Origin of the sequence: Azospirillum sp. ST 5-10 (assembly GCF_051225715.1) — a bacterium.
Taxonomy (GTDB): Bacteria; Pseudomonadota; Alphaproteobacteria; order Azospirillales; family Azospirillaceae; genus Azospirillum.
Genome location: NZ_JBPJSP010000004.1, coordinates 106,968 through 121,070 on the forward strand (window position 1 = coordinate 106,968; position 14,103 = coordinate 121,070).

Genomic DNA, 14,103 nt, shown 5'->3' on the forward strand with positions numbered 1-14,103 from the left:
CCGCCCGGCCGGGGCGCGGACCGGATCGTCGCGCCCCGGAGCGAGGGGGAATCCATGCGGTCCATTCCTGTCAGCAAGGCCGGCCCCGGCGCCTTCCGCGTCGCCGGTCTGCTCCTGCCGTCGCATCAGATCGCCCGCCTGACCGATCTCGGCCTGCGGCCCGGCGCCGTCGTCAGCGTGGTGCAGAGCCGGGGCGACGGCGGGGCGGTGGTCGCCTGCGGCGACACCCGCCTGGCGCTGGACGGCGACACCGCAGCCCGGGTCCGGGTGGTCTCGATCGAAGGAGAAGGACCATGAGCATCGGCACCATGCAACCGGGCGACCGCGGCCGGGTCACCGGCTTCGAGAAGGGCCGGCGCGACTACCGGCAGAAGCTGCTGGCCATGGGCATGGTGCCCGGGACCGAGTTCTCCGTCACCCGCGTGGCGCCTTTGGGCGATCCCGTCGAGATCAGGGTCCGCGGCTTCGCCATGAGCCTGCGCCGCGCGGAGGCCGACGCGCTGAAGGTCGAGGTGCTGTGATGAAGGCCATCGTCGTCGGGGTGGTCGGCAACCCGAACTGCGGCAAGACCACCCTCTTCAACGCGCTCACCGGCTCCACCCAGCACGTCGGCAACTGGCCGGGCGTCACCGTCGAGAAGAAGACCGGCACCCTGCGGATCGGCGGGACGGTCTGCACGGTGGTCGACCTGCCCGGCGTCTATTCGCTGGGCCTCACCTCCCACACCTCCGAGGACGAGCGCATCGCGCGGGAGTACGCGCTGTCGGGCGAGGCGGACGTGGTCGTCAACATCGTCGACGCCTCGAACCTGGAGCGCAACCTCTACCTCACCACCCAGCTCCTCGAGATGCGGGTGCCGATGATCGTCGCCATCAACATGATGGACATTGCCAAGGACCGCGGCATCGTCATCGACACCGCGGCGCTGGCGGAGCGGCTGGGCTGCCCGGTGGTGCCGCTGGTGGCCACCCGCCGCCGCGGCCTCGACGATCTCAAGGCAGCCGTCGCCGCGATGGCCGCGGCGCCGTGCGCTCCCTCCGCCGCCGTCCCCGTGCCCGAGGCGATGGAGCCCCATCTCGCCGGGCTCGCCGCCGCCGTGGCGGACCGCCTGCCGCCGGCGGCCGGCGATCCCCGGTGGATCGCCACCAAGCTGCTGGAAGGCGACCTCGGCGCCCGGGCGCAGATCCGCGGCGGCGGCCTCGACGACCTCGTCGCGGCCGGGATCGCCGCCGTCGAGGAGGCGTGCGGCGACGAGGCGGACATCGTCGTCGCCGACGCGCGGTTCGGCTTCATCACCGATCTGGTGGCGGCCTGCGTGCGCCGCCCCCGCGTCGCCTCGCGCACCCTGTCGGACCGGATCGACCACCTCGTCCTCAACCGGGTGCTGGGCATCCCGGTGTTCCTCGCCGTCATGTATCTGATGTTCCTCTTCACCATCAACATCGGCGGCGCCTTCATCGACTTCTTCGACCAGGCGTTCGGCGCCCTGCTGGTGGACGGGCTGGGCGGCGCGCTGGCCGGCGCCGGCCTGCCGGAATGGCTGGTCGTGCTGGTGGGCGACGGCATCGGCGGCGGCATCCAGACCGTCGCCACCTTCGTTCCCGTCATCGGCGCCCTGTTCCTGTTCCTCTCGTTCCTGGAGGATTCCGGCTACATGGCGCGCGCCGCCTTCGTGATGGACCGCGCCATGCGGGCCATCGGCCTGCCCGGCAAGGCCTTCGTGCCGCTGATCGTCGGCTTCGGCTGCAACGTCCCGGCGATCATGGCCACCCGCACGCTCGAGCACCGGCGCGACCGCGTGCTGGCGGTGATGATGGCCCCCTTCATGTCGTGCGGTGCCCGCCTGCCGGTCTACGCCCTGTTCGCCGCCGCCTTCTTCCCGGTGGGCGGGCAGAACGTCGTCTTCGCCCTCTACCTCGTCGGCCTCGCCTTCGCCGTGGCGACCGGCTTCCTCCTCAAGAACTCCCTGCTCAAGGGCGAGGCGTCGCCCTTCGTGATGGAGCTGCCGCCCTACCACATGCCGACCGTCGGCACGGTGGTGCGGCGCGCCTGGAGCCGCCTGCGCGCCTTCGTCCTGCGCGCCGGCCGCGTCATCGTGCCCATGGTGATGGTGCTGAGCTTCCTCAACGCCCTCGGCCCCGACGGCAGCTTCGGTAACCAGGACAGCCGCAACTCCGTGCTGGCGACGGCCAGCCGCGGCATCATGCCGATCTTCGAGCCGATGGGCCTGAAGGAGGACAACTGGCCGGCCGGCGTCGGCCTGTTCACCGGCATCTTCGCCAAGGAAGCCGTCGTCGGCACCCTGAACACCCTGTACAGCCAGATGGGCGGCGAGGAGGGGGCGGCCGAGGAGGAGACGGACCTCGGCACGGCCCTGCTGGCGGCGGTGCGGACCATCCCCGAGAACCTCGCCGACGTCGCCTCGCACCTCGGCGACCCGCTGGGGATCGACGTCTCCTACGTCGCCGACCGCGGCGCGGCGGCCCAGGAGCTGGAGGTCGGCGAGGGCGCCTTCGGCGCCATGGCGGCCGGGTTCGACGGCGCGGCCGGCGCCTTCGCCTACATGCTGCTGATCCTGCTCTACATGCCCTGCGTCGCCGCCATGGGCGCCATCTTCGACGAGGTCGGCTGGCGCTGGGCCCTGTTCAGCGCCGCCTGGACCACCGGGCTCGGCTACTGCACGTCGGTGGTCTTCTACCAGGCCAGCCAGCTCGCGACGGCACCCGCCGCCGCCGCGACGCGGATCGCCGTCGCCCTGGCCGCGGTGGCCGCGGCCGCCATGATCCTGTGGGTGGTCGGCAACCGGCGGCCGTCGGCGACCCCGCCCGTCCCGGCCGAATGAGGGAGGTTGCCATGGCCACCCTGTCGGACGTCCGCACGTTCCTGAGCGCACGCCACCGTGCGTCGCTCGCCGAGATCGCGCTCGGCGTGGACAGTTCCGCCGACGCCACGCGGGCGCTGCTGGACCACTGGGCCGCCAAGGCCAGGGTCCGGCGCGTCGAGGAGGCGTGCGGCGGGCGGTGCGGCAAGTCCTGCTGCGGCGACGCGACCGCCGCCGAGGTCTACGAATGGATCGGGGGCCCGCCCCCGACATAGGTCCGATGCGGGCCCTCATCCGGCGGCCGCCTCCCCTCTCCGGGAGGCGGCCGTCGTCATTTCGGCGGGTCGTGCGGAACGTCCGCGGCGATTGCGCTTGCGAGCACGACCGGAACGAGTATTACTATCGTCATAGACTGTCGCAAAACGGAACGGACGCATGCTTGCCTGGACGAAGGACGCGACCATCGGCACCCGGATCGCCCTCGGGTTCCTGCTGCCCATCCTCGGTCTGATCGGCTTCTCCGGCTATCTCGTCGCCGAACAGGCCGTCGTCCTGCGCGAGACCCATGCCCTGCGGTCGACCGCCGCCATCGCCGCCGACACCAGCGCCCTGGTGCACGAGCTGCAGCGTGAACGCGGCGCCACCGTGCTGTTCCTGTCGAGCCGCGGTGAATCGTTCGGCCGGGAGCTGGCGGCGCAACGGCTGCGCACCGACGCGGCCTTCGCCACCTTCGAACGGTCGCGCGCCGACGAGGCCGACGCCGAAATCGCGCCGCTGCTCGCGGATGCTGCGACGGCGACACGCACGGCAACGGCGCTGCGCGCGGACGCCGACCAGCGCACGCTCGTTCCGGCGGTCGTCCTGTCGGCCTACACCGAGGCCGTCCGGCGCCTGCTGGCCACCGTCGGCGACATGGCGGCGCAGACCCGCCACCCCCGCATGTCGCGCATGACCATGGCCTACGTCGATCTCATGGAGGCCAAGGAAAGCGCCGGGCTGGAGCGGGCGCTGGGCGCCGGCGCGCTCGCCCGCAAGGCGTTCGACGGCGAGTCCTTCCGCCGCTTCGTCGGCCTGCAGGCGCGGCAGGACGCCGCTCTCGACCGCTTCCGGCGGACCCTCGGCGACACGGCGGCGACACGCTACGACGCCATCTTCGCCCGCATCCCGGCCGACCGCCTGCTGTCGGCGCGGGAGTGGCTGTGGGCCTACGACTTCGACGCGCTGACGGCCCCGGACTGGTTCGCCCTGACGACCGAGCGGATCGACCGCCTCAAGGAGGTGGAGGACGCCGTCGCCGGCGATATCCGCGCCTTCGCCGAGGATGTCATCGCCGACGCCGGCACCGTGCTGATCGTCGAGGCGGCCGCCGTCGTCGGTGGCCTGCTGGTGACGGTGCTCCTGGCGGTCAGGATCGCCCGCGGCATCTCGCGGCCGATCCGCCGCCTGACCGGCGTCATGACGCGCCTCGCCGACGGCGACACCTCGGTCGCCATCGACGGCGTGGGCCGCCGCGACGAGATCGGCGCCATGGCCGCCGCCGTCGAGGTGTTCAAGGAGAACCGCATCCAGGCCGACCGCTACGCCGCCCTGCAACAGGACGAGATGGCGGCGAAGGAGCACCGCCGCCTGGCGCTGGAACGCCTGACCGGCGGCTTCGAGGCCGAGGTGACCGGGGTGCTGCAGGCGGTCGGCGCGGTGGTGGAGCAGATGACCGACACCGCCGGCAGCCTGGCGGCCAGCGCCGGGGATGCCAGCCGGCGCATCGACGAGACCGCCGCCGCCGCCGGCCAGGCGGCCGAGAACGTCGACGCGGTCGCCGCCGCGGCCCACCAGCTCAGCGCCTCGATCGACGAGATCGGCCGCGAGGTGGAGCGCACCGCCACCGCCTCGCGGACCGCGGTGGAGCGGGCCAACGACGCCGACACCCTGGTCCAGGGCCTCTTCGAGAGCGCGCAGCGCATCGGCGAAGTGATCGGCCTGATCAACGACATCGCCTCGCAGACCAACCTGCTGGCGCTGAACGCGACGATCGAGGCGGCGCGCGCCGGCGACGCCGGCAAGGGCTTCGCCGTGGTCGCCGCCGAGGTGAAGAACCTCGCCAACCAGACCGCCGACGCCACCGAGCAGATCACCGGCCAGATCACCGCGGTCCAGACCTCCACGGGCCGCGCCGTCGCCGCCATCCAGGCCATCGGCAGCACCATCGCCGAGATCGACCGCATCGCCGGCGCGGTGGCCGCGGCGGTCGAGGAGCAGAGCGCCGCGACCCGCACCATCGGCGCCAGCGTCGAGCAGGCGGCGACCGGCACGCGGGTGGTCTCGGCCAACATCGCCACCGTGGCCGACGCCGCCCGCGACACCGGCTCCGCCGCCGACCGGATGCGCGCCACCTCGGGCAATCTGGCCCGCCAAGCCGAATCCCTGCGCCGCCAGGTGGAGAGCTTCCTGGCCGGCGTGAAGGCGGCGTAATCGGCGGGCGCCCAACCTACGGAAGACTGGCCTCGGGTGGACAGAGACACCAACTCAAGCTAAAAGCACCCGTTCGGCCGCTTGAGGCAGACGCGTTCCGGAGCCCGACGATCCTATGAAGACCGCCAACGACATCCGCGCCACCTTCCTGGACTATTTCGCCAAGAACGGCCACCAGGTCGTCGAATCGTCGCCGCTCGTGCCGCGCAACGACCCGACGCTGATGTTCACCAACGCCGGCATGGTGCAGTTCAAGAACGTCTTCACCGGCGCCGAGACCCGGCCTTACCAGCGCGCCGCCACCTCGCAGAAGTGCGTGCGCGCCGGCGGCAAGCACAACGACCTGGACAACGTCGGCTACACGGCGCGCCACCACACCTTCTTCGAGATGCTGGGCAACTTCTCGTTCGGCGACTACTTCAAGGACCGGGCGATCGAGCTGGCCTGGAACCTCATCACGAAGGAGTTCGGGCTGCCGGCGGACAAGCTGACCGTCACCGTCCACAGTTCGGACGAGGAGGCGGCCGGCCTGTGGCGCAAGATCGCCGGCCTGCCGGACGAGCGGATCATCCGCATCCCGACCGACGACAACTTCTGGCGGATGGGCGACACCGGGCCGTGCGGCCCCTGCTCGGAGATCTTCTACGACCACGGCCCCGAGGTGGCCGGCGGACCGCCGGGCAGCGCGGACGCCGACGGCGACCGCTTCGTCGAGATCTGGAACCTCGTGTTCATGCAGTTCGAGCAGCGCGGGCCCGACGACCTGGTCCCCCTGCCCCGCCCGTCCATCGACACCGGCATGGGGCTGGAGCGGCTGGCGGCGGTGCTGCAGGGCAAGCACGACAACTACGACATCGACCTCATGCGGTCGCTGATCCTGGCCTCGGCCGACGCCACCGCGACGGCGCCGGACGGGCCGCACGCGGTGTCGCACCGGGTGATCGCCGACCACCTGCGCTCCAGCGCGTTCCTGATCGCCGACGGCGTGCTGCCGTTCAACGAGGGCCGCGGCTACGTGCTGCGCCGGATCATGCGCCGCGCCATGCGCCACGCCCACATGATCGGCGCCCGCGACCCGCTGATGCACCGCCTGGTGCCGGCGCTCATCAACCAGATGGGCGACGCCTACCCCGAGCTGGTGCGCGCCCGCGCGCTGATCGTCGAGACGCTGAAGCTGGAGGAGACCCGCTTCAAGCAGACCCTGGAGCGCGGCCTGAAGCTGGTCGAGGAGATGACCGGCAACTTCGGCCGGACGCACGCACCGGGCATGAAGGACAGCAAGACGCTTGCCGGCTCGGTGGCTTGGGTGCTGCATGGGACCTATGGTTTTCCCGTCGACCTGACCCAGGACATATTGAGGCCGCACGGCCTCCAAGTGGACATGGAAGGGTACGAGGAGGAGCGTCAGAGAGATCGCGAGCTGTCGCGTGCCTCCTGGGCGGGGTCCGGCGAGGCGGCGACCGGGCGGCTGTGGTTCGAGCTGAAGGACGAGTTCGGCGCCACCGAGTTCTTCGGCTACGACACCGAGGTCGCCGAGGGCAAGGTGGTGGCGCTCGTCAAGGGTGACGCCCGGGTCGAGCAGGCCGGCATCGGCGACCAGGTGATGGTGGTGGTCAACCAGACCCCCTTCTACGCCGAGTCGGGCGGCCAGGTCGGCGACACCGGCGTCATCTTCTCGCCGAACGGCGCCGAGGTCGCGGTGTCCGACACCCAGAAGAAGCTGGGTGCGGTGTGGGCCCATGTCGGCACGGTGACCAAGGGCACGCTGAAGGTCGGCGACGTGGTGGAGCTGCGGGTCGACGGCGAGCGTCGCGCCGCCATCCGCGCCAACCACTCCGCCACGCACCTGCTGCACAAGGCTTTGCAGGACCGGCTGGGCGAGCACGTGACGCAGAAGGGATCGCTCGTCGCCCCCGACCGGCTGCGCTTCGACATCTCGCAGCCGACGCCGATCAGCGCCGCCGACATGGAGGCCGTCGAGGACGTGGTCAACGCCCGCATCCTCGCCAACTCCGAGGTGGTGACCCGCCTGATGAGCCCGGACGAGGCCAAGGCCATGGGCGCCATGGCGCTGTTCGGCGAGAAGTACGGCGACGAGGTGCGGGTGGTCTCCATGGGCGGCCCGCACGGCGAGCTGCAGCGCGACTACTCCATCGAGCTGTGCGGCGGCACCCACGTGCGGCGCACCGGCGACATCGGCCTGTTCAAGGTGGTGGCCGAGGGCGCCGTCGCCGCCGGCGTGCGCCGCATCGAGGCGCTGACCGGCCGCGGCGCCTTCGAGTGGCTGGAGCACCGCGACCAGTTGCTGAGCGAGGCGGCGTCCGCCCTCAAGGTGGCGCCGGCCGAGGTGCCGGCCCGCGTCGCCGCCCTGGTCGAGGAGCGCCGCAAGCTGGAGCGCGAGCTGGCCGAGCTGCGCCGCCAGGTCGCCATGGGCGGCGGTGGCCCCCAGACCGGCGGCGGCGCCAAGGAGGTGAACGGGGTGAAGTTCCTCGCCCGCGTCGCCGAGGGGCTGCCCGCCAAGGACCTGAAGCCGCTGGCCGACGACCTGAAGAAGCAGGTCGGCTCCGGCGTGGTGGCGGTGATCGCCGTCAACGAGGGCAAGGCCTCCGTGGTGGTCGGCGTCACCGAGGATCTGACCGGCCGCTTCAGCGCCGTCGACCTCGTGCGCACGGCCTCCGAAGCGCTGGGCGGCAAGGGCGGCGGCGGCCGCCCCGACATGGCCCAGGCCGGCGGCCCCGACGGCGCCAAGGCCGACGCCGCCGTCGCCGCGCTGGAGAGCGTGCTGGCGGGGTGATCCAAGCGGTCGCGTCGGCCCCCCACCCAACCCTCCCCCCGCCACGTGGGGGGAGGCCGGGAGGGGGCCCCGCGCAACCACCCGGCGGTCCCCGACGCCCGCCGTCGCGTTTCCACCAGCGAGAGCGGTCCCATGCGCTTCACCGGCACCGACAGCTACGTCGCCACCGAAGACCTGATGGTGGCGGTCAACGCCGCCATCGCGCTCGAACGCCCGCTCCTGGTCAAGGGCGAGCCCGGCACCGGCAAGACGGTGCTGGCGGTCGAGATCGCCCGCGCGCTGAACCGGCCGCTCATCGCCTGGCACATCAAGTCGACCACCAAGGCGCAGCAGGGCCTCTACGAGTACGACGCGGTGAGCCGCCTGCGCGACAGCCAGCTCGGCGAGGCGCGGGTGCACGACATCGCCAACTACATCGTCCGCGGCAAGCTGTGGGAGGCGTTCGAGGCGCCCCAGGCGCCGGTCCTGCTGATCGACGAGATCGACAAGGCCGACATCGAGTTCCCCAACGACCTGCTGCTGGAACTCGACCGCATGGAGTTCCACGTCTACGAGACGCGCCAGGTGGTCCAGGCGAGGCAGCGCCCGATCGTCGTCATCACCTCCAACAACGAGAAGGAGCTGCCCGACGCCTTCCTGCGCCGCTGCTTCTTCCACTACATCCGCTTCCCCGACGCCCAGACCATGGAACGGATCGTCGACGTCCACTATCCCGGCCTGAAGCCGGCGCTGCTGCGCGAGGCGCTCGGCCTGTTCTACGAGCTGCGCGAGGTGCCGGGGCTGAAGAAGAAGCCGTCGACCTCGGAGCTGCTGGACTGGATCAAGCTGCTGATGGTCGAGGACGTCGACCCGGCGACCCTGCGCGCCAAGGATGCCCGCACGGTGATCCCGCCGCTCTGCGGGGCGCTCCTGAAGAACGAGCAGGACGTCCATTTGCTGGAACGCCTCGCCTTCCTGGCCCGGCGCGAGGGGCGCTGAGGCTCAGCCGTCGCCCGGCCGGCCGTCGCCATGCGGTGGAGAGCCGGCCGCGGGCCGCCGCCGACCCGATGATCATGCCCGGAGCGGGGATCAGTTCATCGGAGTCGCCTGGGCCGACTGGCGGCCTTTGTAGCCCTTCAGGAATTTCTGGAACACGTCCACTTCGGCGACGCGCGAGCGGATGGTGTTCACGTCGATCAGGCCGGCCGCCTGGTCGGGCCGCGTCAGCACGCGGAACGCGTCGGCGTCGGTGCTCTTCTCCATCGCCGGGCCGAACTCCTTGCGCAGCAGGCTGAGGCCGATCGCGTCGCCGGCCAGCGCCAGCGCCACCGCCCGGTTCAGCACGAGTTGCGAGCGATCGCCATCGAGGGGCTTGTCCTCGCCCGGCGCCGGGCCGATCACCTTGCCCAGCGCCACCGCCGCCTGGTTCCAGTTCTGCGCCCGCCAGGCGATGTCGACGCGCAGCAGGTTGGCTTCCTCGCTGTCGTCCTCGGCGAGCAGTTGCAGCGCCTCGCCGGCCCGCCCCATCTCGGCCAGCGCCTTGGCCTGCATGCTGCGGCGCTGGGCCTGCAGCTCGGCCGGCATGCCGGGAACGTTGCTCATCTCCAGCGCCTTGAGCGCCAGCTCCGGCTTGCCGTCCAGCAGGCGCACCGAAGCCAGGCGGGTGCCGACGTCGGCCTTCTGCTCGCCGGACAGCCGGTACTCCACCTGGTGCTGCAGCAGGTCGGCGGCGCGCCCCAGCAGGTCGATGTCGATCAGCCGCTCGGCGAGCTGGCGGATGATCCGGTCGCCCTCGGCGCCGACCGGCGTCAGCTCGCGGAACTGGTCGTAGAGCTGCAGCGCCTCCAGCGTCGGCAGATGGGACGCCCCGTCCTTGTAGAGCTCGGCGAACTGGCGCTGCATCTCGGCGCCGATCCGCTCGGCGCGCGGCGTGTCGGCGACCAGGGCCGCCGTCTCCTTCATCGTCTCGAAGCCCTCGGCGTACTGGCCGGCGGCCATCTGCATCTCGCCCAGGCGCTGGCGGATGGCGAACTCCAGATCGTCGCCGCGCCACGTGTAGGTCAGGCCGGCCAGCTTCTCCACCGCCGAGGCCGGCGACATGCGGCCCTCGAGCACTTCGAGGTTGATCAGGTCGAGGCCCGCCTTGGCGCGGTAGTAGCGGTCGAGCCCGTTGTAGGCGGCCGTCCATTCCTCCAGGGCGCGGTCGGTGTCGCCGGTCTGCCGGTACAGCTCGCCGCGCAGGTACTGGATGTCGGCGCGTTCGTTGGCCTCGGTGCCCACGCGCTGCTCGACCCGGTCGAGCAGGCGCTTGGCCTCGGCCACGTCCTGGTTCCTGAGGGCGGCTTCGGCGGCCAGCAGGGACATCCGCGACAGCAGCGGCTCCGGATAGGTGCGCAGCAGCGCTCCGGCGGTCTTGAAGCCCTGCGCCGCCGTCCCCCAATCGCCGTCCTCGGCCGCCACCGCGGCGCGCCAGAGGGCCGCTTCGGGATTGCCGGCGAGGCCCGGATCGGCCAGATCGGCGGCGGCGCCGGCCCGGTCGCCGGCGAGGAAGCGGGCGGCACCACGCAGCGCCTTGAACGCCGGCCACCCCTCCAGGTCGGGCTGGCCCGACTGCAGGACCTCCAGCAGGCCCAGCGCCTCCGGTCCGAAGCCGTTGGCGAAGTAGAAGCGCGCGAGGTCGAGCTGGGCGCGGGCGCGTTCGCCGTCCGGCGCCTCGGCGACGTTCATCTGCAGCTCCTGCCGGGCCTCGGTGAAGTGCTCGAAGCCGCCGTGCCGCCAATCGTCCAGGGCGAACAGCCGGCCGCCCTGGGCCGGCGCCTCCGCCATCGGGTCGCCGGGGCCCGCCGACGCCCCGCCCTGGGCGGTGGCCGGCGCTCCGGGGGCCGTGCCGTCGCCGTCCGCCACCTCGCCCGGACGGTCGAGGTCGGCCATCGGCGACAGATGCAGGCCGCCGGCCGCGGTCAGCTCCACCCCCTCCTTGACCGGACGCACGGTCACGGCGTCGGCGATCGGCCGCACCACGACGCCCTGGAAGGACGGCAGCACCTCCAGATCGACCATGCGGTAGGGCTCGGTGACCGCCTGGCCCGGGGTCGGCAGGGGCACCACCTGCAGGCGGTCGCCGACGTCGGGGTCGGTGAGCTGCACCACCGACGCGGCATCGCCCGCCCGCACCACCATGCGGGCGCCGAGCAGGAAGTCCGGCTCGGCCTCGATGCGCAGGCTCTGCGGCGGCGCCGCCGTCAGCCGCGTCATCGGCGTGATCCGCCACACCGTGCCCTGGCGCTCGACGCGCGGCCAGACGAACGGCCCGATGCGGGTGCGGAAGACGGTTCCGCCGGTGGCGGGCACCGGTTCGATCGACCCGACCTGGTCGGCGTTCGGCCCGACCACCGATCCCGCACCGATCGGCAGGGCCTTGTCGAAGACGACGTAGAGATGGCCGGCCCGCGGGTAGACCGCCACCGCCGCCGGCCCCTGGGCGTCGAACACCAGGGTCGGCCCGGCGACCGCCGCCGGCCGTTCCGCCGCCGCGGCGCCGGACGGCGTTTCGGCGAGCCGGGCCGATTCGAGGGCCATCGGCGAGGCGGGAGCGGGCGGCGCCGGCGGGACCGGAGCGGAGCCGCCCGACGGCTCGGGGCGCACCGTCGTCGTGGTCGCGCCGGGCGGCGGCGGCGGGGCCGTCGGCGAGGCGGCGGGCGGCACCGGCAGGCGGGCCGTCGGCGGCGGGCGTCCGGCCGGGGGCGCCGGTGGCGTGGACTGCCCGGGGGCCGGCGGCGGCGACGCGGCGGCGGGCGGCGGCGGCGCGGCGGCGGCGACCGGCGCGGGTGCCTCGTCCGGCGCGGCCGGTGCCGCCGGCGCAGGCAGAGTGCGGGTCCCGGCGTTGTAGACGTCGACGACGACGGCGTTGCCGTTGCGGAAATCGCGGACGTCGCCGTCCACCGGGGCGACGAAGGTGACCGCCAGCCCGCCGCCGCTCGCCGTGAACTGTTCGGGATTGCCGACGTTGCGCAGGCGGGACCGGTCGACCTGGGACAGGTCGGCACCGGCCGGGCGGTCGAACAGCACGGTCACCGCCTTGCCGTCGCGCTGCACCGAGTAGTCCACCGGCGACGGCCAGTCGAACACCAGACGGGTGTGGTCCGGGTGGTCGGCGGCACGCACCTTGATGGTTCCGGCGGACGGCCGCGTCGCGCCCGACGCGGTGTCGGCCGGCGGCTGCGCACCCGCCGACGCGGCCCCCGTGGCAATGTCCGGAGCGGTGTCCGGGGCGGCCGCCGCGGCTGGTTCGGAGGCCGCCGCGGGCGCCGCCGCCGGCCGCAGGTCGATGGCGACGTGGTGGCCGTCGCGGAAGGCGCTCAGGGTGACCGGCCGCTTCAGCGTGAACTCGACGCTGCGCCCGTCGGCCCCCATCCGCGCCTGCGCCACATAGGCCGGCAGGCGCCGCGCCGCCTCGGCCGGCGCGGTCTCGATGGGCTGGCCGAAGGTGACGATCAGGCGGTCGCCGTCGATGCGGGTGCTGTAGTCGACGGCCTGCGGCCAGTCGAACACCATGCGCCCGAAGCTGGGGTGGGTGGCGGCGCGCAACGGCACCGTCACCGCCGCCGCCCCGGCAACGGGGACGACGGTCAGCAGGGCGGTGGCGGCCAGCAGGCCGCCGAGCCGACGCCTCCAGCGTGCCGTCCCGGTCATCCCTATCCCTCCCACTGGTCGCGCACGACGACGTCGACGCGCGGCCCGCCGCCCGCTCCGTCGGCGCCGTGCATGGTGGCGCGGGCCGCCAGATCGCGGCGATAGCCGGTTTCGCGCAGCGCCATCGCCACCGCCGCCGCCCGGCCGAGCGCCTGGTCCCAGGCGCGGCCGGCCGGCGCGTCCTCGTCCTCGGCGCGGCCGACCACCTCGATGCGGTTGCCGATGCGGCCGACCACCGCTCCCAACAGGAACAGGGCACGGCGCCCGGCGTCACTGAAGGCGGTGCCGTCGGCGTCGAACAGCAGGTCGCCCGGGATGCCGATCACCAGCCGGTCGTCCTGGCGCCGGACGACGATGCCGGACAGCTCCGGCGCCCCCGCCACCTGGGTGCGCAGGATCACGCCGAGATAGTCCAGGTTGACCGCGGCGTGCGTCTCCAGGGTGGCGGCGTTGAAGGGGGCGGCGGGCGTCGGCGCCCGCTCGCTGGGGGCGGCGGCGGTGGAGCGGGCGGAGAGCGACAGCGACCGCGCCAGCACGGCCCAGCGCTCGACCTCGGGCTCGCGCATGGCGTAGGTCATGACGAAGAACGTCAGCATCAGGCAGACGAGGTCGGTGAAGGTCAGCAGCCACGACCCGCCCCACCCCGGCGCTCCCGTGCCGGCCCGGGTCTGCGGCGGCCGGGCGGCGGCGATGCGCGGCAGCCGGGTCATCGCTCGCCCCCGTAGTCGGCGCGCACGGAGAAGACGAAGCGCGCCGTGCCCGGCGCGCCCCGCTCGATGCCGATGCTGACGCCCTCGGCCGGGGCGCCGCGCGCCACCAGGTCGCGGGCCAGCGCACCGGCCCGGTCGATCGGGCTCGGCGGCTGGCTCGCCACCGTGCTCGACAGGGCGACCAGGAACTCGACCTCGATGCGCTCGCCGGGCAGCGGCTGGCGCAGAGCCGCGGCCACCCGGTCGAGCAGCCCGGTCCGGTCGAGGCGCAGGCGCGCCGTCCCCGGCTCGAACAGGCCGTCGGCCGGCAGCCGCACCTCGAGCTGGCGGCCCGGCGCCACCACCTCGACCTTGTCGACGGCGACCGTGGTGGCGAACAGGTCGCCGAGCGTGTCCAGGCGCTGCACCGCCAGCACCGTGCCGGCGCGCGAGGCGACGGGATCGCGGCCGAACAGCAGGCGCGGATCGATGGTGAAGCTCTGCTCCACCGACTTCAGGACGGCGCGCGCCCGGCGCACGCTGTCCACCGAGATGGCATTGAGGACGATGAAGAAGGCAAGCAGCAGGAGGAACAGCGACAGGTACAGCAGAATCCCGGCGTGGCCGGCGAACGGGGCCGCTTTGCCGGGGGACGCCAT

The 14,103-nt window shown here is 73.1% G+C and carries 10 protein-coding genes; 7 read left to right on the forward strand and 3 right to left on the reverse strand.

The features are described 5' to 3' along the window. The first annotated feature begins 54 nt into the window (after window positions 1-54). From ACSBPG_RS06500 to ACSBPG_RS06530, 7 genes are all read left to right on the forward strand, one after another. The gene (locus tag ACSBPG_RS06500) at window positions 55-297 is read left to right on the forward strand and encodes a FeoA family protein (RefSeq protein ID WP_435536316.1); all 243 of its coding nucleotides are present in this window, start codon (window positions 55-57) and stop codon (window positions 295-297) included. Then, window positions 294-521 (forward strand): FeoA family protein, encoded by a 228-nt coding sequence (locus ACSBPG_RS06505; protein WP_435536317.1) that lies wholly within the window; start codon window positions 294-296, stop codon window positions 519-521. Before ACSBPG_RS06500 ends, ACSBPG_RS06505 begins: the two co-directional genes overlap by 4 nt. Next, a complete protein-coding gene (gene feoB / locus ACSBPG_RS06510; RefSeq protein ID WP_435536318.1) occupies window positions 521-2,842 on the forward strand; it encodes a Fe(2+) transporter permease subunit FeoB in 2,322 nt (773 codons plus the stop codon). The genes ACSBPG_RS06505 and feoB overlap by 1 nt, the downstream gene beginning before the upstream one ends. An 11-nt stretch (window positions 2,843-2,853) precedes the next feature. Next, window positions 2,854-3,096, forward strand: coding sequence for a FeoC-like transcriptional regulator (locus ACSBPG_RS06515; RefSeq protein WP_435536319.1), 243 nt, complete (start codon window positions 2,854-2,856; stop codon window positions 3,094-3,096). Window positions 3,097-3,256: 160 nt separating this feature from the next. Next, window positions 3,257-5,290 carry a methyl-accepting chemotaxis protein gene (locus ACSBPG_RS06520; protein ID WP_435536320.1) on the forward strand — a complete coding sequence of 678 codons (2,034 nt, stop codon included), beginning with the start codon at window positions 3,257-3,259 and terminating at the stop codon, window positions 5,288-5,290. A gap of 115 nt (window positions 5,291-5,405) precedes the next feature. Continuing rightward, window positions 5,406-8,084: an alanine--tRNA ligase gene (alaS, locus tag ACSBPG_RS06525; RefSeq protein ID WP_435536321.1), complete on the forward strand. Its 2,679-nt coding sequence runs from the start codon at window positions 5,406-5,408 to the stop codon at window positions 8,082-8,084. A 132-nt stretch (window positions 8,085-8,216) separates the two neighbouring features. Further along, entirely contained in the window at window positions 8,217-9,062 is an 846-nt protein-coding gene (locus ACSBPG_RS06530; RefSeq protein ID WP_435536322.1) for an AAA family ATPase, read from the forward strand. A gap of 90 nt (window positions 9,063-9,152) precedes the next feature. Here ACSBPG_RS06530 and ACSBPG_RS06535 read toward each other — a convergent pair whose 3' ends face one another. The 3 genes from ACSBPG_RS06535 to ACSBPG_RS06545 are packed head-to-tail and all read right to left on the reverse strand — an operon-like array spanning window position 9,153 to window position 14,103. Then, window positions 9,153-12,755 (reverse strand): tetratricopeptide repeat protein, encoded by a 3,603-nt coding sequence (locus tag ACSBPG_RS06535; protein ID WP_435536323.1) that lies wholly within the window; start codon window positions 12,753-12,755, stop codon window positions 9,153-9,155. Window positions 12,756-12,757: 2 nt separating this feature from the next. Next, window positions 12,758-13,465: an OmpA/MotB family protein gene (locus tag ACSBPG_RS06540; RefSeq protein ID WP_435536324.1), complete on the reverse strand. Its 708-nt coding sequence runs from the start codon at window positions 13,463-13,465 to the stop codon at window positions 12,758-12,760. Continuing rightward, window positions 13,462-14,103 carry a hypothetical protein gene (locus tag ACSBPG_RS06545; RefSeq protein WP_435536325.1) on the reverse strand — a complete coding sequence of 214 codons (642 nt, stop codon included), beginning with the start codon at window positions 14,101-14,103 and terminating at the stop codon, window positions 13,462-13,464. Before ACSBPG_RS06545 ends, ACSBPG_RS06540 begins: the two co-directional genes overlap by 4 nt.